The sequence below is a fragment of the Patiriisocius sp. 208BN25-11 genome, from assembly GCF_058147145.1.
Genome location: NZ_JBYVJY010000017.1, coordinates 38683 through 58384 on the forward strand (window position 1 = coordinate 38683; position 19702 = coordinate 58384).

General features: G+C 35.3%; 19 protein-coding genes and 2 tRNA genes. 12 read left to right on the forward strand and 9 right to left on the reverse strand.

Features of this window, described 5'->3' with window-relative positions; all coding sequences use genetic code 11:
• Window positions 1-12 precede the first annotated feature (12 nt).
• The 8 genes from ACY2RS_RS14745 to ACY2RS_RS14780 form a co-directional block, all read right to left on the reverse strand.
• The gene (locus tag ACY2RS_RS14745) at window positions 13-498 is read right to left on the reverse strand and encodes an ABC transporter ATPase (RefSeq protein ID WP_490099434.1); all 486 of its coding nucleotides are present in this window, start codon (window positions 496-498) and stop codon (window positions 13-15) included.
• 65 nt (window positions 499-563) lie between these two features.
• The gene (locus tag ACY2RS_RS14750; RefSeq protein ID WP_490099435.1) at window positions 564-941 is read right to left on the reverse strand and encodes a four helix bundle protein; all 378 of its coding nucleotides are present in this window, start codon (window positions 939-941) and stop codon (window positions 564-566) included.
• 54 nt (window positions 942-995) lie between these two features.
• The gene (locus ACY2RS_RS14755; RefSeq protein ID WP_490099436.1) at window positions 996-1787 is read right to left on the reverse strand and encodes a (Fe-S)-binding protein; all 792 of its coding nucleotides are present in this window, start codon (window positions 1785-1787) and stop codon (window positions 996-998) included.
• Window positions 1788-1835: 48 nt separating this feature from the next.
• The gene (locus ACY2RS_RS14760) at window positions 1836-2261 is read right to left on the reverse strand and encodes an LNS2 domain-containing protein (RefSeq protein ID WP_490099437.1); all 426 of its coding nucleotides are present in this window, start codon (window positions 2259-2261) and stop codon (window positions 1836-1838) included.
• Window positions 2248-2574, reverse strand: a complete 327-nt coding sequence (locus ACY2RS_RS14765) for a hypothetical protein (protein ID WP_490099438.1) — start codon at window positions 2572-2574, stop codon at window positions 2248-2250. Before ACY2RS_RS14765 ends, ACY2RS_RS14760 begins: the two co-directional genes overlap by 14 nt.
• Window positions 2575-2583: 9 nt before the next feature.
• A complete protein-coding gene (locus ACY2RS_RS14770; protein WP_490099439.1) occupies window positions 2584-3906 on the reverse strand; it encodes a 4Fe-4S dicluster domain-containing protein in 1323 nt (440 codons plus the stop codon).
• Between the two features lie 3 nt (window positions 3907-3909).
• Window positions 3910-4863, reverse strand: a complete 954-nt coding sequence (locus ACY2RS_RS14775; RefSeq protein ID WP_490099440.1) for an MlaD family protein — start codon at window positions 4861-4863, stop codon at window positions 3910-3912.
• 42 nt (window positions 4864-4905) lie between these two features.
• Entirely contained in the window at window positions 4906-6030 is a 1125-nt protein-coding gene (locus tag ACY2RS_RS14780; protein WP_490099441.1) for an N-acetylmuramoyl-L-alanine amidase family protein, read from the reverse strand.
• Window positions 6031-6144: 114 nt separating this feature from the next.
• Between ACY2RS_RS14780 and ACY2RS_RS14785 the strand changes: the two genes are divergently transcribed.
• Both ACY2RS_RS14785 and ACY2RS_RS14790 read left to right on the forward strand, forming a co-directional pair.
• Window positions 6145-8874 (forward strand): putative LPS assembly protein LptD, encoded by a 2730-nt coding sequence (locus tag ACY2RS_RS14785; RefSeq protein ID WP_490099442.1) that lies wholly within the window; start codon window positions 6145-6147, stop codon window positions 8872-8874.
• Between the two features lie 137 nt (window positions 8875-9011).
• Window positions 9012-9392, forward strand: coding sequence for a Rid family detoxifying hydrolase (locus ACY2RS_RS14790; RefSeq protein ID WP_490099443.1), 381 nt, complete (start codon window positions 9012-9014; stop codon window positions 9390-9392).
• Window positions 9393-9461: 69 nt separating this feature from the next.
• Here ACY2RS_RS14790 and ACY2RS_RS14795 read toward each other — a convergent pair whose 3' ends face one another.
• Entirely contained in the window at window positions 9462-13859 is a 4398-nt protein-coding gene (locus tag ACY2RS_RS14795) for a translocation/assembly module TamB domain-containing protein (RefSeq protein ID WP_490099444.1), read from the reverse strand.
• A 93-nt stretch (window positions 13860-13952) separates the two neighbouring features.
• Here ACY2RS_RS14795 and tsaD point away from each other — a divergent pair, with 93 nt between their 5' ends.
• From tsaD to ACY2RS_RS14845, 10 genes are all read left to right on the forward strand, one after another.
• Window positions 13953-14975, forward strand: a complete 1023-nt coding sequence (gene tsaD / locus ACY2RS_RS14800; protein ID WP_490099445.1) for a tRNA (adenosine(37)-N6)-threonylcarbamoyltransferase complex transferase subunit TsaD — start codon at window positions 13953-13955, stop codon at window positions 14973-14975.
• Window position 14976: 1 nt separating this feature from the next.
• A complete protein-coding gene (locus ACY2RS_RS14805; RefSeq protein ID WP_490099446.1) occupies window positions 14977-15309 on the forward strand; it encodes a TfoX/Sxy family protein in 333 nt (110 codons plus the stop codon).
• Entirely contained in the window at window positions 15309-16022 is a 714-nt protein-coding gene (locus ACY2RS_RS14810) for a 16S rRNA (uracil(1498)-N(3))-methyltransferase (protein WP_490099447.1), read from the forward strand. The genes ACY2RS_RS14805 and ACY2RS_RS14810 overlap by 1 nt, the downstream gene beginning before the upstream one ends.
• A gap of 152 nt (window positions 16023-16174) precedes the next feature.
• On the forward strand, window positions 16175-16387 hold the full coding sequence (locus tag ACY2RS_RS14815; protein ID WP_490099448.1) for a hypothetical protein: 213 nt from the start codon (window positions 16175-16177) through the stop codon (window positions 16385-16387).
• A 41-nt stretch (window positions 16388-16428) separates the two neighbouring features.
• On the forward strand, window positions 16429-17070 hold the full coding sequence (locus ACY2RS_RS14820) for a DUF4159 domain-containing protein (protein WP_490099449.1): 642 nt from the start codon (window positions 16429-16431) through the stop codon (window positions 17068-17070).
• Between the two features lie 14 nt (window positions 17071-17084).
• The gene (locus tag ACY2RS_RS14825; RefSeq protein ID WP_490099450.1) at window positions 17085-17597 is read left to right on the forward strand and encodes a TrmH family RNA methyltransferase; all 513 of its coding nucleotides are present in this window, start codon (window positions 17085-17087) and stop codon (window positions 17595-17597) included.
• A gap of 15 nt (window positions 17598-17612) precedes the next feature.
• Window positions 17613-18791 (forward strand): THUMP-like domain-containing protein, encoded by a 1179-nt coding sequence (locus ACY2RS_RS14830; protein WP_490099451.1) that lies wholly within the window; start codon window positions 17613-17615, stop codon window positions 18789-18791.
• Complete coding sequence (locus tag ACY2RS_RS14835) at window positions 18781-19347, forward strand: hypothetical protein (protein ID WP_490099452.1); 567 nt, start codon at window positions 18781-18783, stop codon at window positions 19345-19347. Before ACY2RS_RS14830 ends, ACY2RS_RS14835 begins: the two co-directional genes overlap by 11 nt.
• 148 nt (window positions 19348-19495) lie before the next feature.
• Window positions 19496-19579, forward strand: a tRNA-Ser gene (locus tag ACY2RS_RS14840).
• Window positions 19580-19628: 49 nt separating this feature from the next.
• Window positions 19629-19702, forward strand: a tRNA-Pro gene (locus tag ACY2RS_RS14845).

The window sequence follows — 19702 nt, forward strand, 5'->3', positions numbered from 1 at the left end:
AATTACCAAAAACTATGCTAAAAATCGACTGTGCCAACTATCTTTTGCTGGGACCTCCCATTTTTCTTTGTATTCGGCTTTGGTATTCACTAAATTGTTAAAGACAACTGTGTTAGGTGACACCGATTTATTTTTAGCCATCTTCCTAAAATCGATAAGAGGCTTGTGTGCGATATACTTTCCGTTATAATAGGTCACATTCATTTTATCTAACAAATCTACTCCCATTTTTTCTTGTAGTTCTTGAATAAAATGCACCGAGGCATCGATACTACATCCAGAGGCAGAAGCATTTTCTTGGTTAAGCCCAATCACAATAAAACGATCATGTTTTATTTCAAAACCAGCTTCAAGATCTGCACCATGCGCTGTCCATTGCGTTAAGAAATAACGAGTCTTGGCATCAATAAATTCGAGTTCTTCTTCTGTGAATTTACGATTGGATGGGTAGATCCATATTCTAGAAGTGTCTGGTAGGTTTTCGAAATCTGTGAGCATGGTTTCAATAAAAGTTGTTAATTTTTAAATGTTAATCGGAGTTGTTTTAAATAAATACAAAAAAACTAATCAATTTTTTTTGCTTTTTTTAAATAGTTAATATATCCATTTAATAAAGCCAAATTTCCAATAACATCTTTTCTAAATTTTTTATACTCTTTGTCTGTGATATATTCTTCATCAAGAGCAGTGATGAATTGGTCTAATAATTCTTGCAAAGAACCTCTAGCGATTCTACAAAACTGAATATTTTCTTGATAATGGAATCTTCCATAACCTCCTGCAATATTGTGTGTTACAGACCTGGAAGCTCTTCGCATTTGCGATGCTAATTCATACTTTTCGAAATCAGGAAAAGTTTTGACTAATTTTTTTACCTCGTTACGCAATTCACGACCACGCTTCCAGCAATTTAAATCCTCAAATCCATTTATAGTGTCCATATCTTAAAAGCATGCTTGACACACGATTAACGTTTAACAAATAACATCTTAACGTTAAAGCTCCCCTGCATTGGCGATCATTTCGGCAACGTCTAAGACTTCTACTTGGCCTTCTTTTTCTTCGTGTTTTACGCCATCTGTCATCATGGTATTACAAAATGGGCAGCCAGCAGCAATAATTTGAGCACCTGTATCGATAGCTTCCTCTGTGCGTTCTATGTTAATGTCTTTTGCACCTTCTTCTGGTTCTTTAAACATTTGAGCTCCACCTGCACCACAGCAAAGACCGTTGGTTTTGCAACGTTTCATTTCTACCAACTCTACTTCTAGTTTACGAAGTAAATCTCTTGGTGCTTCATATTCTCCATTGGCACGTCCTAAATAACAAGGGTCATGGAAGGTAATTTTCTTTCCTTTAAACTTTCCGCCTTCCACTTTTAAGCGGCCTTCGTTTAACAAAGACTTTAAAAACTGAGTGTGATGCATCACCTCGTAATTTCCACCTAACTGTGGATATTCATTATTAATGGTGTTAAAACAGTGCGGACACGCCGTTACAATTTTTTGAACTTCGTAGGCATTTAACACTTCAATATTGGTTACTGCTTGCATTTGAAACAAAAATTCATTTCCAGCTCTCTTTGCAGGATCTCCAGTACAACTTTCTTCGGTTCCCAATACTGCAAACTCAACGCCAGCATTGTTCAACAATTTCACAAAAGCCTTGGTGATTTTCTTTGCTCTATCATCAAAACTACCGGCACAGCCTACCCAAAATAAAACTTCAGGTTGTTTTCCTTGTGCCATAAAATCGGCCATTGTTGGTACTTTAAGTGCTTCACTCATAGTTGTATTTTTATAATGTTTGAAATGCTAACATTTCAGAAATAAGTATTAATCTTCAAAAACTTGAATGGTGACATCTTTTTTCACCAATTCAGTAAATTTTCCTTTGTATCTAGTGGCTTTCACTAAATGATTATCGATCCAATGATAATTTCCTCCCCTAGGTTTCCCCATTAATAAGGAATGAAATTTAAATCCGTGTTCGTTCAACCATGTGGTTGTCACTTCTCTATGCTCTTCAGTTCTAGAAGTGAAAAAACAAATAATATGGCCTTCATCATACCAACCATTTAAAGTTTTTAAAGCATCTGGAAATGGTTTGCAGGTTGCCATGCGTTCTGGTTCTTCATTAGGAACATCTTCTGTGATGGTACCATCAATATCGATAAGGTAGTTCTTCACATGATCTGGCAAAACTGGGCTCGCATTTTCACCTTGTGCATCTTTTATAGTATGTAATTTATCGTTGCTCATCTTTATTTAAACTTCTAAAGTACGCTTTAGGCACTCGTATATATATTGCTAGTTTTGATGTTCCGTTTTCAATTAAATATTCTTTAGATTTTCTTAGCCTGTAAGATTCATCCCAAGCTTGTCTTTTTATAAACTGTATTTGGGCCTCGTTACAATAGTCGCAAAAAACCTTTAGAATATTTATTTTCTTTGGAGTGTATGCTTTATAATCTATGGTGCTGTACACTTTAATTTGAAGTGAATCCTTTTTATAATCATGAGTTTGCGACTGCATGACAGTAACAAAGACCATGAAAAATAAAATTGTTTTCATCTTACTTCCTTATTCTTTTGTCCAATTTAATCGGTCCATTTGGTTGAAAGGCCAAGGGGCTCCGTTGTTTTCTATGTTTGTCATGGTTACATTTAATTCGTTAGGTGCTGCAGACTGTTCCATCACAAGGTACTGACGCATTTCCATAATAATAGACAAAGGATCAATACTCACCGGACAAGCCTCAACACAAGCATTGCAAGTAGTACAAGCCCATAATTCTTCTGTGCTTATATAATCACCAAGTAACTGCTTACCATCTGGTTTGAATTCGCCGCCATTTGTATCTATATTTTTACTCACCTCTTGCAATCGATCACGCGTATCCATCATAATTTTACGAGGCGATAGTTTCTTACCCGTTTGGTTGGCTGGACATTCGCTGGTACAACGACCACATTCTGTACAGGTGTAGGCATTCAATAACTGAACCTGTGTTAGATCCATAACGTCACTCGCACCAAACTTAGCAGGTGCTGGCGCATCTGCCGGAGGTGCTGCAAAAGGATCTACATTAGGATCCATCATCATTTTCACCTCATTGGTAACTGCTTCATTATTTTTAAACTGTCCGTTAGGTGTAACGCGTCCAAAATACACATTTGGAAATGCTAATAGTATGTGCAAGTGTTTCGAAAAGTATAGGTAGTTTAAGAAAATTAGAATACCAATGATATGCAACCACCATGCTGTTCTTTCCATAATAATGAGCGTACTTTGACTCATCCCCTCAAAGAAACCTGATAGTAAAGAACTAATTGGATACGAACCTGCTTGCACATAATGATCGGCTCCTAATTGTTGTAATTGGTAGTCTGCTCCATTCATAAATAAGAACAAACACATCAATACTACTTCAAAATATAAAATAACATTTCCATCTTGTTTAGGCCATCCTTTCATTTCGGGAGAAAGGAAGCGCTTGATTTTTATCACATTTCGGCGTATCCAAAAAACAACTACGGCAACCAATACTAAGACTGCTAAAATTTCAAAAGACCCAATTAAAAAATCATAAAATCCACCCAAAAAGGCAAAAATTCTATGTGTACCAAAAAGACCATCAATAATAATTTCTAGCACTTCAATGTTGATGATGATAAACCCAAGATATACCACTCCGTGTAGCAAACCAGAAATAGGACGCTTCACTAGCTTAGATTGCCCAAGTGCAATACGCGCTACATTTCCATAACGCTCTTTTTTATGATTACTGGCATCTACAGCAATTCCTAATTTAATGTTGCGAATAATTTTACGTATGTTCTTCGTAAAATAGCCAACTCCCGCCACGAGCAGGAGTAAAAACAATATGTTTGGTATGTATTGCATAGTTTATTGGTCTGGATTGTCTGGTGTCTCGTACTCTTTATTGTTCTTTCCAAATACTGAAATATGAACGTATCGCTTCGGATTTAGTTTCACGTCTTGCAGTAATTGCTCTAATTGTCTTGAGGCACCTTCTAAGTTTTCATACAATTGCTCATCTTTCAATAATTTCCCTACAGAGCCTTCTCCATTTTCTAGTCCGGTGGCAATGGCATTAAATCGAGTAATCACATTTTGAAACTCTGATACTAATTTACCTGTTTCTAATTGCGCTAACGAATCGGATAGCGTGTTAAAATTCACAGCCATTTCATCTAGGTTGGTGAAAGTTCTATCAAGTTTAGAAGTATTGTTTTTTAGTAAACCATCCAAACTACTTGAAGCCCCATTCAAGGATTTCATTGTAGTGTTTAGATTAGAGATGGCACCTTGTAAATTAACACGAGTCTCTTCGTCTAGTAAATCGGTGACCGAATATAACAGCGTATCTAAGGTTGCTAAGGTTCCATTCACTTTAGCTTCTAATGGACCTAAAGCCTTTGTTACCGCAACAAGCATGTCATCCTCGATACCGCCTTGTAGGGTATCACCTGAGACGGCCATGTTATTTGAATCGTACTCAGGAAAAACCCCTAGTGATTTACCGCCAAGCAATCCGCTACTATAGATACGTACAAAAGAACTTTTTGAAAATTCGAAATCTGGTTCTTGAATAGAAAATTCTACAACCAAGGTTCCTTTATTGTTTAAAAAATGAATGTCGTTCACCTTACCAACAATTAACCCATTAATAGTAACAGGAGCAGCTTGTGCAAGTCCTTCAACATTATCATAGGTAACATAAAAGGTTCTATTCTTATCTAGTAAGTTGGTGCCTTTGAGGTAGCTATATCCAAAAATGAACAATAAGATAGCTCCTATGGCGAGTATGGCGGTTTTAACTTCTCTAGAGAGTTTCAAAGGGTGTTGGTTTTAGAGGTACAAATTTAAGAATAATTCTTATTAATTAGGCGGGTTGGCAAGCACTTCTGAAAGTTTAACTCTTTTCCCATCTTTGAAAGCAACTACAAAAGCCGAAGTATAGCCTTTTTCTTGTGCAAAGGTTTTCATAAGTTGAATTTTCGTATAATCAGAAGTATCTCCATAATAATACTTATACAACTTCCCTGACTTCTCGCGATCTACGTTTTTAAGCCCTTTGAAATTATAGGCCTTAGGCGCAATTTTTTTTGAGCTGGCAGCTAATTGTACTTTAAACGTAATGTCTTTGTAAATTATCTCTTCGGAAACTTTAATGGCCTCGTCTATTTCGTCTTGGGTGATGACTGGATTTTGAGCGTCGCTAGTACCAAGTGCAATATTCTTCTTGTAAGAAATAATTCCATTGGCAATTTCTCTTGCCATTTCTTTACGCCCCTTTTTAGAATTTATATATTTCCCTTCATTTTTATTTGTCAAGAACCCCATCTCCACAAGAACACTTGGCATATAGCTATGGTGTAATACCCAAAAAACATCTTGTTTTACACTTCTATCTTTCCTTTTAAGGTTATTTACCATGTTGTTTTGTATGAGGCCTGCAAGCATGATACTCTGGTCTAAATATTCCTCTTGCATCAAGGTAAGCCCAATTAAAGATTCTGGGCTATTAGGATCAAAACCTGCATAACGTTCCTCATAATTTTCTTCCAAAAAGATTACTTCATTTTCTTTTTTGGCAGTGTTTAAATTATTACCAGATTTATTTAGTCCCATTATAAACGTCCCTGCTCCGTAGGCTGCACTTTTTGTAAATGCATCACAGTGTATAGAAACAAAAATATCTGCATCTACTTTGTTTGCTACTGGAGCTCTTTCGTCTAACTCAATAAACACATCTGTTTTTCTTGTGTACAATACTTTAAAACCTGGTGTATTTTCTAAAATTTTACCAATTTGTAACGTTACATCAAGAGCGATGTCTTTTTCTAAGTAACCATTTCCTGTATTACCAGAATCATGCCCTCCATGCCCAGCATCTAATACCACTACAAATGGTTTTTGGGTATCATTTTTGAAGACTGAAAAGGAAGCAAACAATGCGCTTGCTAAAAGCAAAACAATAAGGGATAACAATTTCGTTTTCATATACCTATAAACGTTGTTTTTATAAATTTGTTTTTTTACGGAGTGGGCAAAAAAATATGCTTAATTTTGACGAATCAAAATCTAAGCCAAAATACAAAATAATACGAGCAAGGAGTGCCAAACAAACAGCATTATTTAACTATTTTATTCACAGTATGGCTATGCTGTACCACTTGGGTTTCTGCACAAGAAATTCCGAATAAAGATACTCCTACCATCCCTGCAGTAGAAGCTCCTAAAGAAGAAGTTACCGATACCGTATTCAACATAAAACCTATTGTTGACGAAATCAATGAACGTGAAGCTGATACTGTAAAAATAGACACCATAAAACCCAGCCAGGAACTCCTTACAGATATTGTAGAATATTATGGAGAAGATTATGTCTACATCGACAAAAAAGCGAACAGAGTATACATGTACAACAAAGCATATGTCATTTATCAAGATGTACGTATCGATGCCGGACTTATTGTACTAGACTACAACACCAACGAAGTATACGCAAAAGGTATTGACAGCCTTGGCGAATACACCCAACGCCCCATTTTTAAACAAGGACGTAATGTGGTAGAACCAGATTCTATAAAATACAATTACAAATCTGAAAAAGCATTGGTACACAATTCTAGAGGAGAAGAACAAAACTTTAGATACATTGCAGAAACCACCAAAAAAGTAAACGACTCTGTTATTTACCTAAGTAATGTAAAGTTTACTACCTCAAAAAACATTGAAGATCCAGAGTATTATTTCTACACCAGAAGGGCCAAATTTGTTCCTAAAAAGAAAATTGTAACAGGACTAACCAATATGTACATTGCTGATGTTCCAACGCCTATTGGTTTGCCTTTTGCTTTTTTTCCACTTACAGAAGACAGACAATCTGGTTTTATTATTCCAACCATTGGTGAAAACAACAACCGTGGTTTCTTCTTCCAAAATGGAGGCTATTATTTAGCCTTAAGTGAATATTTTGATCTTACACTATTAGGAGACTATTACTCAAATGGAAGTTATGGCTTACGAGCACAATCCAGTTATGCACTAAAATATAAATTTAGAGGTAATGTAAATGTACGTTTCGAAAGTCTTATTAATAGTGAACGTGGTTTCCCAGATTTTAGTCAGAGTTCTTCGTATAATATCCAGTGGAGTCATTCTCAAGATCAAAAATCGAGTCCGAATTCACGTTTTTCTGCCTCTGTAAACTTTGGTAGTAGTCGTTTCTTTAGAGAATCTATCAACCAATTTAACAATGCAAGTACCCTCGTTAATAACTTAAACTCTTCTGTAAGTTATTCCAAAACATTTGAAGGAGAACCTCAAGTAAACACTACGGTTGCGCTTAACTTACAACAAAACACCCAGACTGAAGAAATTAATCTTTCGTTGCCAAATGTTACTGCAAGTGTCGCTAGAGTATTTCCTTTTGCACCAAAAAATGGTTCCAAGAAAGGTATCTTACAAAACATAAATTTTCAGTATGATGTCGCTGCACAAAACAGGATTAGAACTACAGACTCTCTGTTCTTAAAATCTGAAATGTTTGATGGTGCCTTAGCTGGTATACAGCATAGAATTCCTATTAGTACCAACTTTAAAATCCTAGAACATTTAAGTGCCTCTGCAAGTACTACCTATACAGAAACTTGGACCTTCACTACATTTGACCAACGATTTGACCAAGATCTTAACGAAGGCAATGGCGGCGTTGTTCGTGATACCGTAAGTGGTTTTGACAGTTACAGGACCTATAACTTTAGCACCAGTTTAGGAACAACGTTGTATGGAATTTTTAATGTAGGTGATGATGATGCTAAAATCCAGAAAATTCGGCATGTCATGCGCCCATCTTTGAGTTATAACATCAATCCTGGGTTTGAACAATTCTATGACGAATACACCATTCCTGCTACAGCAGATCCCGAGGTAGATGAAGAAATTGTGCAATACTCTAGGTTCGAAAACACACTTTTTGGAGCGCCCGGACAAACCTTTTCGAGTACCGTAGGAATTGGATTAAGCAACACGCTTGAAGCAAAAGTAAGAGACAAGGACACCACAGCGGTAGCGCCCAAAAAAGTTATTTTATTGAATAACTTAAACTTTTCTACTGGATATAATATTGCTGGAGATTCTTTACAATGGAGCCCTGTGAGTGTTACAGGATCTATTCCTATTATTCCAAAACTAGAGGTCAATTTTGGTGGTTCACTAGATCCTTATGCTCTTGATAACAACAACCGACGCATTGACGTGTTTAACGTAGATAATGGAGGTAGTCTTTTTAGACTCACCAGAGGAAATGTAAGTATCAATTACTCGTTCTCCAGCAAAGATTTTGAAGGAAGTAATGATGATAGAAATCAAGACAATCAAACCTTTAGAAATGGAGGGCGTCAAGATGACCTATTTGGAGACAACACCACACGATTTGGAGATAACACCTTTGATGATGATACAGATGATGTAGAAACTGTTACCAACAAAGATTGGTACAACTTTAAAATACCATGGGATCTACGATTGGCATATACCATTACCTACGGAAACCAAAGACGTGAAAACGAAATATCGTCACAATCGCTTATGTTTAGTTCAAATCTAGAGCTAAGTCCGCGATGGAAAGTAGGAATGTCATCTGGTTACGATTTTAAAAACAAAGGCGTTACTACCACACAATTACGTTTTCAACGAGATCTTGAAAGTTGGAAAATGAGCTTTAACTGGACGCCTATTGGAAATGTAAACACCTCTTGGTATTTCTTTATTGGCATCAAATCTAGTGTCCTTAGCGACATTAAATACGATAAGCGTAGAGAAGCAGATCAACGTTTGTAATTCTTTTTAGCTTTCGCGGAAATGTTAGTTGGTCGATGTGTTAATTTGAAGGTTTGACAATTTGAAGATTAGTGTTTATTAAGACATTTTCAGAATAACATTCATTTTAAGTATTTTTAATACCATAAAAACGAACCATGAAAAAAATAATACATACCGACAAAGCTCCTGCTCCAATTGGACCCTACAATCAAGCGGTTCAATTTGGAAACATGTTATACACCTCAGGACAAATAGCAATTAACCCTGCTACCGGAGCTCTTGAGATTGACGACATCAAAGCTGAAACCACCCTTGTTATGGAGAATCTAAAAGCAGTTTTGGACGCAGCAAACATGACTTTCGAACATGTGATTAAGGCGAGTATTTTTGTTAGTGACATGCATAACTTTTCGGCAATTAATGAAGTGTATGGTTCTTATTTCAATGAAGCTACAGCACCAGCCAGAGAAACTGTTGAAGTTGCGAATCTTCCGAAGTTTGTGAATGTTGAGATTTCTGTGATTGCTAGTTTATAATTAAAACCAGCAGTAGGCTTCTAATATTTCCGAAGGTGTGTCGCAAAAATTTTAGCGAATATAGAAGTACTACTCCTTCTCCTCTATTCCGTTGTCATTAAAGTCGGTAGGATAATTATTATCGTCTGGTACGATAGGAGTTTCTGATTCATTAGATTGAGATGCTCTTGTTACCTTTTTATTGAAAAGTTTGTCCATAAGTTCTGCAATGGTATCAAAATCTACAGAGTAAGACATTCCAAGTCCCTGCTCAAAAATTTGGTCTTCACCAATAAACTGGATGTCCGCCTGACGGTTAAAGAAATTCATGCGCAGGGTACCGTCTTCGTTAATAAGCCACTGCACTTCTATATCTCCTGCAATAGCTGTTTCTGTGGCACCACCAACAGGAATACCAACTTTACCATTAATCAAAATACGCTCATTAATCTGACTCTGAAGTGAAATACCCACTCGATCTGCCGTTTCTTGGTTGGGCAATCTACTTCCTTGCGAATAGTCTAAACCAACATTAAATTTACCGTCTTCGTCGGCAAATAATTCATTTACTAAATTACTTACTCTATCTGCTAAGGTTCCTGCAAAATTTGCGCCTCCCAAATCATCATTTACAAAACTACCGGTGGTTAGTAAGAAAATAGCTTGCTTCTCTCGATCTTCTTTGTTTTGAAGTTTGAAATCTAATTCACTCCTTACTGTAGAGCCTGTTCTTGGAAAATCGATTCTAAAGTTTAATTCAGGTTGAATAATTTCTCCTGTTAAATCCACCAAAACATCTACTGGTATTTTCCTGTTAAATGATGGATTATCAAGCAACACGGCAGGATTTGCATCGGTTACGTATTTTGCGCTTATGTTTAATCGGGCACGATCAGGTTCTCCATCCCAGTTAATATTTCCGCCAGGTACTACAGCAATTTTCTTTTGAATAATACCACTGTATCTAAAATCGTATAAACCTTCAATCACCGTAAATTCTCCCCACATATTAAACTTTCCTTTGGTATCAAGTCGTATTAGTAAGGTTCCTGCTCCACGGCCTTTAAGTGTAGAATTATTTACTTTATCTACTACCACTTCTACTTCGGCTTTATCATTAATATCTAAGTCAAAATCTACCGATAATCCTTTAATTTCTTTACTTACTATTTGCTCACCACTAATACGCGCTTGCTTCTCTTCTGGAGACAAGAACTTAATAAAACTATCATCTCCAATAGACTCTGTATCACTTAACGGAATTTTAAAAGTTGTCCCTTCTTCGGTAGTTGCAAACACCGCTATATCAAGCTCATCTATAGGACCTTGAATGACTGCATTACCACTAATAAAAGCGGTACCGTAGTACAACTCATCATCATCTGGAGGGGTATCTAACACCAATAATTTTTCTGGGGCTTGTATGTCTAAATCAAGGTTCCAATCTCCAAAATTATCGTGGGTTGCTTTACCTTTAAAAACACCTTTGGTATCAAATTTAGTATCGGTAATATCTGTGGCTGTGACTTCTAACTCATTTTTGGAAACCAGTACTTGGGTACTATTTGCTAAATCGAAATCTGTATTAAGGTACGGGATTTTGAGTCCGCTATTTTTTAAATTAATACGCCCTTGAATATCGGGTTCCTTATAATTACCAAATACTTGAATAGCACCAGATGCCTCTCCCCTCATATTGGTAATAACATCTGCCCCAAAAGGACTAAACGCCTGTAAATTAAAATCATTTAATCTTACATCGACATCAATTTGTGGTTCTTTAGGAGCAACGTCTATCGTACCAACCGCATTAATAGATTTGAAATTGTTGTTTATGAGTGTTGAATTGATATTGTATTTTGTAAGATCTTCGTTACCATCTACCGCCAAGGTTAGATCTCCAAAAGCGACATCATTAATAACTACATTGTCTATGGTTACATTAGAGTTTGGATAATAGGCGCCTCTTTCTTGTTTTAGAGATAGTGTTCCATTGGTTTTTCCAGAGAGCTTAAGACTATCAACTGGAGGAACAATATTACCAATGTTTACCTCTTTAAAACGCACTTTCAAATCTTTATACGTAGAGTCTCGAATGACACCCGCAAAAGCAATTTGCTCTTCATTATGGTTGAGTTGTAAAGAATCTATTCTAACAGTGTTAAAATTATCATCAAACACAACTTTGTTTTGTTTGTTATTACTCTCATTTACATACCAAATATTATCCTTGTACTCAATAGTAGATTTCTTGATTCCTACCACCGACTTTCCCTGCGGATTAATAGTATGATAGAGCGCAAAATCAAACAAATCTTCTTTTTTGGCACCTCCCTTAAATTCAGATTGGATATACAACGTATCATTATACGTTTTGTTTATAAAACTAAAGTCAATGATATCATATACCCCAGTATAGACAGAGTCTACTTGCATGTACGTATTAAAAAGTGGATTATCGTTATCTACTTGTACGTTAACTTTTCCTAGATAATTTTTAAATAGGAGTATTTCTGGAGATTTAAAATCTAGCTTAAATTTAGACTCATCTGAAGACACCGAGCCTTTTATTCTTGAGTTTTCTCCTAACTGAATTTGAGGAACAAATACTTCGACAATTTTATTATAGACTGTTAGTTCGTAATCTATGTACTGATTGGTGGTAACTTCTTGCGGAATGTAATTTGCATAAATACTTCCAACACCATTTCTGAATAAATTTGGAATATCTTTTATTAAAAATTTCCCAGAGATTTTTCCATTGACTATGTCAGGTGAATTAATATCTATCACTCTTTCTTCATTTTTAAAAGAAGAGTTTACCGTAAAATCATCAAAATAAAAATCATCTGCTTCACTTTGATAAAATGTTTCTTTAAATGAAATAGACCCAACAACATCATCTATTGTAGTTCCATCCATATCTACTTTTACTTTCCCTGCAAAAACTGAAATACTATCTCGTTTAAATAGGTTTAGTTTGTTTAATTCTGCGTAGCGAACATCTGCTTCGAAATCGTATTGGTTAAAGGTTTCTGAAACATCTACTAAGCCTTTAAAATCGAGCTGTACATTTGGGTCTTCTATAGTTAGATCTCCATTAAAAACTGGATCTTTTAAGGCTCCCTTTACGGTAATATTTTTATACTCATACCCTTCAAATGTGAACGAAGAAATGGTACCTCTTAAACGCGTATCTACAGTTTTCTGCGTAAAACCACGACCATCAAAATTTACATTAGCAGACACCTTATCGAGCGAGGAAGTTTCAGCTAAAGTACCTAAGTCAAAAGATGATAACATTAAATTTCCTCGATAGGTTGCTGCATCAATATTGCTATAATCATTGATAGACAAAATGGCTTCTGCGCTACCAATATCACTAAAGAAGTTGGCATCTGTCACCAGTTTTTTACTATTAATTTGTGTGCTTCCATCATAATCAAAAACACCTAATTTTTTTAGTTCTTCTGGCAATACAGTTCCAAGTATGTTGGGTAAAAATCTACGCAAATCATAAAAGCTTGTTGTAATATTGTGACGCCTTAAATCTATAGAAAAAGCATCGGCTCCTGCAACAACATCCTTAAAATAAAAATCGCCAACAACACGCGTACTTCCGGTTCTAATACTCCCATTTGTAAAAGAAAAATCATTTAAAGTTCCTTGTACATTTCCTCTAAATTTGAGGATCTGGTTTTTTCCAAATTCATTATAAAATCCGTTTAAATCGTTGGTAGCAATTTTTGATTCTTTAAAATTCCCTGAAAGTACCACCGTATTTACAAAATCTGAAAATCCGTTGGCTTCATAATTCATAACCACATCTCCTACCAAATGTGTTTGTGCTGTTTGTAACTCTAAATTTTTTAGGGTCATCTCTTTACGTGTATACGAAAAGTCTGCTTTTAAATCTTTGATATCAAATCCTCTTGCAGCAGATAAATTGATAGATTTTACATCTGCAAATACTTCTGGCCCCACTACTCTAAAATTCTCTGCGATAGCATTTACTTTAGTAAAATCAAACAATATAGGACTGGAAAGGTTTTCGTCAATTATTCTGATATGGCTGTTTACGATTTCAACATCATTTCCATACAGCAGGAACGTAGATGCGCCTTGAGTAGCAGAGTCAAATTTATCTGCAAAAATCGTTAAGTTATCTGTATCTTCTCCTTTGTATGTTTTTACATAGAATTTTGCTTCGGAAAGTTTAATATTTCCGAAGCCAACATCACCTTTTATAAGTTTTGCAAAACTTAAGATATTGGTTTGCAATTGATTTCCATAGATAAGTGTGTCTTGATGATGGTCGGCAATAAAGACACCACGGGCATCTACCTCTGCGCGCCAATTTAAACCAATTTTATCTATTGTAATGTCTGTATCGTAGGTTTCTTGGAGGTAGTCTGTAAGCCTAGATGCTAACTTTGTTTGTACCGAGGGAAGGGATAAAACAATAATCAATAGCAGTAGTAGTAACACAAGTATTACCGCAACACGGACTATTATTTTTCTTAATTTTTTGATACGCTTATAAAGTTATAATTTTACAACCAATAAATATGCCTTAATCCCGTGATAGAAAAAAATTGTTATATTTTAGGTATTGAATCATCTTGTGATGACACTGCTGCTGCTGTTATTAACAACGGGGTAATCTTAAGCAATGTTGTTGCTACACAAAAAATTCATGAAGCCTATGGAGGTGTTGTTCCAGAACTTGCTTCTAGAGCGCACCAACAAAACATTGTACCCGTTGTTGACCAAGCGTTGCGACAAGCAAATATCGATAAAAAACAACTAAGCGCAATAGCGTTTACAAGAGGTCCTGGTTTAATGGGATCGCTATTAGTAGGTACTTCATTTTCAAAGTCTTTGGCTTATGGATTAGACATTCCTTTATTGGATGTAAATCATATGCAAGCACATATTTTAGCTCATTTTATAAAGGCTGAAGGACAAGAGGCGCCAAATTTTCCTTTTATAGCGTTAACAATTAGCGGTGGTCATACCCAAATTGTAAAAGTAACCAGCTATTTTGAGATGGAAATTCTTGGAGAAACTATAGACGATGCCGTAGGTGAAGCTTTTGACAAGAGTGCTAAAATTTTAGGACTTCCCTACCCTGGTGGCCCTTTAATTGACAAATACGCACAACAAGGAGATCCTAATAAGTTCCATTTTCCGAAACCAAAAGTAAGTCCGTTAGATTTCAGTTTTAGCGGCTTAAAAACTTCGGTCTTATATTTTGTACAAAAAAATGTAGCCAAGGATCCTGACTTTATTGAAACAAATATGAATGATATCTGTGCGAGTTTACAGTATACTATTGTTTCCTATTTAATGGACAAACTCAAAAACGCTGTAAAGCAAACAGGGATTAAAGAAATAGCCATTGGTGGTGGTGTGTCTGCTAATAGTGGCATTAGACAAGCACTAAAAGATGCAGAACAAAAGTTTGGTTGGAAAACCCATATCCCAAAATTTGAGTTTTGTACAGACAATGCAGGGATGATAGCCATGGTAGGCGCATTAAAATACGAGCACAAGCAATTTGCAGAAGACAATGTAATTGCTAACGCTAGAATGAAATTTTAGTATGGAACGCTCTGTAGAAATTGTAAAACGGTTGCAGGCAGCGCTTTGCTTTTGGGAGAAAGACATTACTCAAAAGAGAATGTTTGGAGGCGATTGTTTTTTGTACAAAGGAAAAATGTGTGTAGGAGAAATTCGAGAAAAAATGATGGTACGTGTTAAGTCTAGTAAGATGGATGCTGTTTTAGAAATGCCCTATGTTAGCCTTATGGATTTTACAGGAAAACCCATGAAAGAATTTATTTATGTCCATCCTGAAGGATTCGACACCGAAGAAAAACTTCAATTTTTTGTCGAATTAGGTATAGAACATGCTCAAAGTAAAACAGAACGCTAATGCAATTATTTTATAGTCCAAGCCTCACGGTAAATGACACTCAGCTTGTTTTCAACAAAGAAGAAAGCAGGCATATAGGGAAAGTGCTTAGAAAAGACATGGGCGCTACACTATATCTCACAGATGGAAAGGGAAATGCATATACAGCCATTTTAGAAAGCAATAACCCGAAACAGTGCATTGCAACAATTACTAACATTTCAGAAAAAAAACCACTGCCCTATAGATTACATATGGCGGTTGCCCCTACCAAACTAAACGATCGGTTTGAATGGTTCCTTGAAAAAGCAACAGAAATAGGAATTCATGAAATAACTCCCATTCTTTGCAACCATAGCGAACGTAAAGTAATTAAACTAGAGCGTTACGAGAAGATTATTCAAAGTGCTGCAAAACAGTCTTTAAAGTATCACTTCCCTGTTCTCAATCCGTTATGTTCATTTAAAGACTTTATTACAACATACAAAGACACTTCTTCTCAAAAATTAATTGCCCACTGCGAAGAAACCGAAAAGAGATTATTAAAATCACAAATCAAAGCAAAAGGAGATCATATTATCATGATTGGTCCGGAGGGAGATTTCTCTAAGCAAGAAATTACTGTAGCTTGTGCAAATGGTTTTTCTGCAACAAGCTTAGGAACCAGCAGATTACGTACAGAAACTGCTGCAATTGTTGCTTGTCATAGCGTAGCTTATAGCAATGAATTGTGATTTTTTTAAAATAAAAGTGAGATTTTACTTAAAAAAAAACATAATCGAACCATTTGTAAGAAAAAACTGTATTTCATCGAAAGTATTTGATAATATTATATTAAAGAGAAAGCATTACATATATTGCAAAACACTAACGTATATAATATAATTTGGAAACACTTTTACGCAAAAGAAAAACCATCTCCTCTAAAAGTACTTTACAAGAAAATTTTTCAGAAGAAATTAACCTTGATGAAGTAGCCAATTATTTAAAAGATTTTACAAAAAAAGAAAGTATTGTAACACCACTTTCTTTAAAAGATGACTGGATGGAATTCATAGACATTACCATGACTATGATGCATTCAAAAATTTCTATGTAGTTCATAAACCATACCCGCCTATTTTTGTACTTTTACATCATATGATGTATCGCTTATCTTTTTTACTTTTTTTGTGCATACACGTGTGTAATTCACAGGACATTGCTGTACTTCAATATGGAGGTGGAGGCGATTGGTATAGTAACCCTACAGCCATTGGTAATCTAGCCATATTTTGCAATAGAGAACTAAATACGACCCTTAGTGAGAAACCAAAAACCGTTACTCCTAACAGTATCGATATTTTTGACTACCCCTTTTTACATATGACGGGGCATGGAAATGTTTTTTTCTCTGATGAAGATGTTGAAAACCTAAGAAACTATTTAAATAGCGGTGGATTTCTGCACATAGATGATAATTACGGAATGGATCAATATGTTAGAAAAGAAATTACAAAACTATTCCCAAATGAAACACTAAGAGAACTTCCTGCCAATCATGAACTGTTTTCGTACCATTATAAATTTCCTGATGGTTTGCCTAAAATTCATGAACATGATAATGCAAGACCACAAGCTTTGGTCATTGAAAAAGAAGGAAGAATTGTATTACTATACACTTTTGAGAGTGATCTAGGCGATGGCTGGGAAAATGAAGAAGTACACAACGACCCTCCTGCTGTGCGTCTAAAAGCCTTTAGAATGGGTGCAAATATTATTAAATACGCTTTTGAACATTAAAAGCTATCATCGTTTTGCCAGAACAACTCACTCATACAAATACCCATTTCGAATCTAATCAAAGCCAAATCGTATTAATTTGTGATAACGTAAGTAGTCCGGCAAATATAGGTGCCCTTTTTAGATTGTGTGATGCCCTTGGTGTAAAAGAAATTTTTTTCTGCGGAAATATTATAAATACAACATCTGTTCGTTTAAAGAGAACTTCGAGAAATACACATAACAACATTCCCTTTCAAGATGGAATTGACATTATTAGCACCCTTACAAAACTTTCAGAAAATGGATACACTCCAGTTGTATTAGAATTAACAAATAAAAGTAAAGCGCTTCATACTTTTAATATTTCAGAAAAAAAACCTTTGGCAATTATCATTGGAAATGAAAAAGAAGGTGTTTCAAAACCAGTGTTAAAAAAAGTAGACATGCATTTACATATTGAAATGCTTGGAAACAATAGTAGTATGAATGTTACACAAGCTGCTGCTATTGGATTGTATACGCTCATGAAGAAAAATTACTACTAGTAAAACAAATGCATCTTGTTTAAACATTTACTACATACCGAAGTACAAGCTTTTATCAAAAACTTTCAAGGGGCTATTTCGCAACTTGCCTTTTCTGGTAGTCCATTTAAAGAGGTAAGCATTCAAGAACTTTTGGTACAAATAGAGAGTAGAAAAAAGGCAAAAACAAAACTGCCAACATGGTATCAAACCAACGGCATTGTATTTCCACCAAAATTAAATCTTGAGCAAACATCTTCTGAAACGACCGCAGCATACAAAAGTACCCTCGTTTCTGGAGATTCTATAGCCGACATTACTGGTGGTTTTGGAGTAGACTGTCATTATTTTTCTAAATCATTTAAAGAAGTACAACATTTTGAGTTGCAAGAATCTCTATCCAATATGGTAGCTCATAATGCAAAATGCCTAAAAAATGATAACATAACATGTATTAATGGTGATGGTTTAGAAGGAATCAAAGAGCAAATATTTGATGTTATTTATATAGATCCATCCAGGCGTCATGATCAAAAAGGGAAAGTGTTTTTATTAAATGATTGCGAACCTAACGTTCCAATTCATTTAGATTTTTTGTTAGATCGTTGTAAGACATTGCTGGTAAAAACATCACCTATGCTTGATATTTCAACAGGGATGGAAGAATTATCGTATGTACATGATATTCATATTGTTGCAGTACAAAATGAGGTGAAAGAATTGCTGTGGTTGCTGTCAAAAAAAGAGACCAAAACTACAGAGATACAGACGACCAATTTTACAAATCAACATGTTCAAAATTTTAAATGCACATGGGGAGATATACATTCTGAAATAGTAGACGTTCCCCAAAAATATCTGTATGAACCAAATGCTGCCATTTTAAAAAGTGGTGCTTTTAATGCTCTTTGTCATCAATACAATGTTGCAAAACTTCATAAACACTCACATTTATATACAAGTAATACATTAATAGACTTTCCTGGAAGAACGTTTGTTATTGACACAATAATACCTTACTCTAAAAAAGATATGAGAGCTGGTATTACTTTTGATAAAGCAAACATAACCACTAGAAATTTTCCAGAATCTGTAGCAACGTTGCGAAAAAAATGGCGTCTTAAAGAAGGTGGTGAACGCTATCTATTTTTTACAACAATAGAAAATAATAAAAAAATACTTTTAATTTGTTCAAAAATACCCCATGAAATATAACGTACTACTTTGCATCCTATTTTTTACACTTAGTATAACTGCCCAAGAAACCTGCGATTATAAAATAAATGTAGATACCGATGAAGAGGTATTTCAATTAACACAGGAGTCCTTAATCGATTTTACCGTTGGAAAGAAAAAAACAGTTTTTGTCTACTTATCCTTAATGAAAGAAGAAAATGTAAAATCTGTTGTATTACACATTTCCTTAAATAGTGAAGAAATCCCACCATTAATTTGCTTTAACAAGAAGAGTAGAATTTCTTTTAAGCTAGCCAATGGAGAATATGTATCTGCACCATATCTTGGTGTAGAAGCTTGTGGTAGGCAATCTAAAATAGAAAACAAAATGAACAACAGTACAAATGAAGCTTCTTTTTACTTAGATGAAGTAGCTCTAAAAAGATTGGCAAATGCTCCTGTTGAAAGTTTACGAATTGCTTCTCTAAAGGCCAATTTTGATTTAGTACTTAGAGATGTAATAAGTAATGATCAACTTCAGGAACCCATTTATCCCAAAGAATTTTTTATGAATACATTACCATGTATTGAGTAAATTAAAACTGCTTTTACAATGAGTATGAGCGCACTAGAAAAAGAGTAACACTTTTTTAGTAGTTTTATATAAAAAATGTTGTTTTTAGTTTGCATGAACGTTTTTTAAAAATTACATTTGCATCCGCAATTAGAATATTAATTGTAACGGAGAGGTGCCGGAGTGGTAACGGAGCAGATTGCTAATCTGTCAGCGCGTAAGTGCTGCCCGGGTTCGAGTCCCGGTCTCTCCGCAATATCAAGACTAATCTTGATCATTGACATAGTGAATGTAATTAATTTCGGGGTGTAGCGTAGCCCGGTTATCGCGCCACGTTTGGGACGTGGAGGCCGCAGGTTCGAATCCTGCCACCCCG

What these genes read in the sequence shown, in the direction of transcription:
- ACY2RS_RS14745 (WP_490099434.1), bottom strand. Translation starts at nt 498, where the DNA reads ATGCTCACAGATTTCGAAAACCTACCAGACACTTCTAGAATATGGATC.
- ACY2RS_RS14750 (WP_490099435.1), bottom strand. Translation starts at nt 941, where the DNA reads ATGGACACTATAAATGGATTTGAGGATTTAAATTGCTGGAAGCGTGGT.
- ACY2RS_RS14755 (WP_490099436.1), bottom strand. Translation starts at nt 1,787, where the DNA reads ATGAGTGAAGCACTTAAAGTACCAACAATGGCCGATTTTATGGCACAA.
- ACY2RS_RS14760 (WP_490099437.1), bottom strand. Translation starts at nt 2,261, where the DNA reads ATGAGCAACGATAAATTACATACTATAAAAGATGCACAAGGTGAAAAT.
- ACY2RS_RS14765 (WP_490099438.1), bottom strand. Translation starts at nt 2,574, where the DNA reads ATGAAAACAATTTTATTTTTCATGGTCTTTGTTACTGTCATGCAGTCG.
- ACY2RS_RS14770 (WP_490099439.1), bottom strand. Translation starts at nt 3,906, where the DNA reads ATGCAATACATACCAAACATATTGTTTTTACTCCTGCTCGTGGCGGGA.
- ACY2RS_RS14780 (WP_490099441.1), bottom strand. Translation starts at nt 6,030, where the DNA reads ATGAAAACGAAATTGTTATCCCTTATTGTTTTGCTTTTAGCAAGCGCA.
- ACY2RS_RS14790 (WP_490099443.1), top strand. Translation starts at nt 9,012, where the DNA reads ATGAAAAAAATAATACATACCGACAAAGCTCCTGCTCCAATTGGACCC.
- ACY2RS_RS14805 (WP_490099446.1), top strand. Translation starts at nt 14,977, where the DNA reads ATGGAACGCTCTGTAGAAATTGTAAAACGGTTGCAGGCAGCGCTTTGC.
- ACY2RS_RS14810 (WP_490099447.1), top strand. Translation starts at nt 15,309, where the DNA reads ATGCAATTATTTTATAGTCCAAGCCTCACGGTAAATGACACTCAGCTT.
- ACY2RS_RS14820 (WP_490099449.1), top strand. Translation starts at nt 16,429, where the DNA reads ATGATGTATCGCTTATCTTTTTTACTTTTTTTGTGCATACACGTGTGT.
- ACY2RS_RS14835 (WP_490099452.1), top strand. Translation starts at nt 18,781, where the DNA reads ATGAAATATAACGTACTACTTTGCATCCTATTTTTTACACTTAGTATA.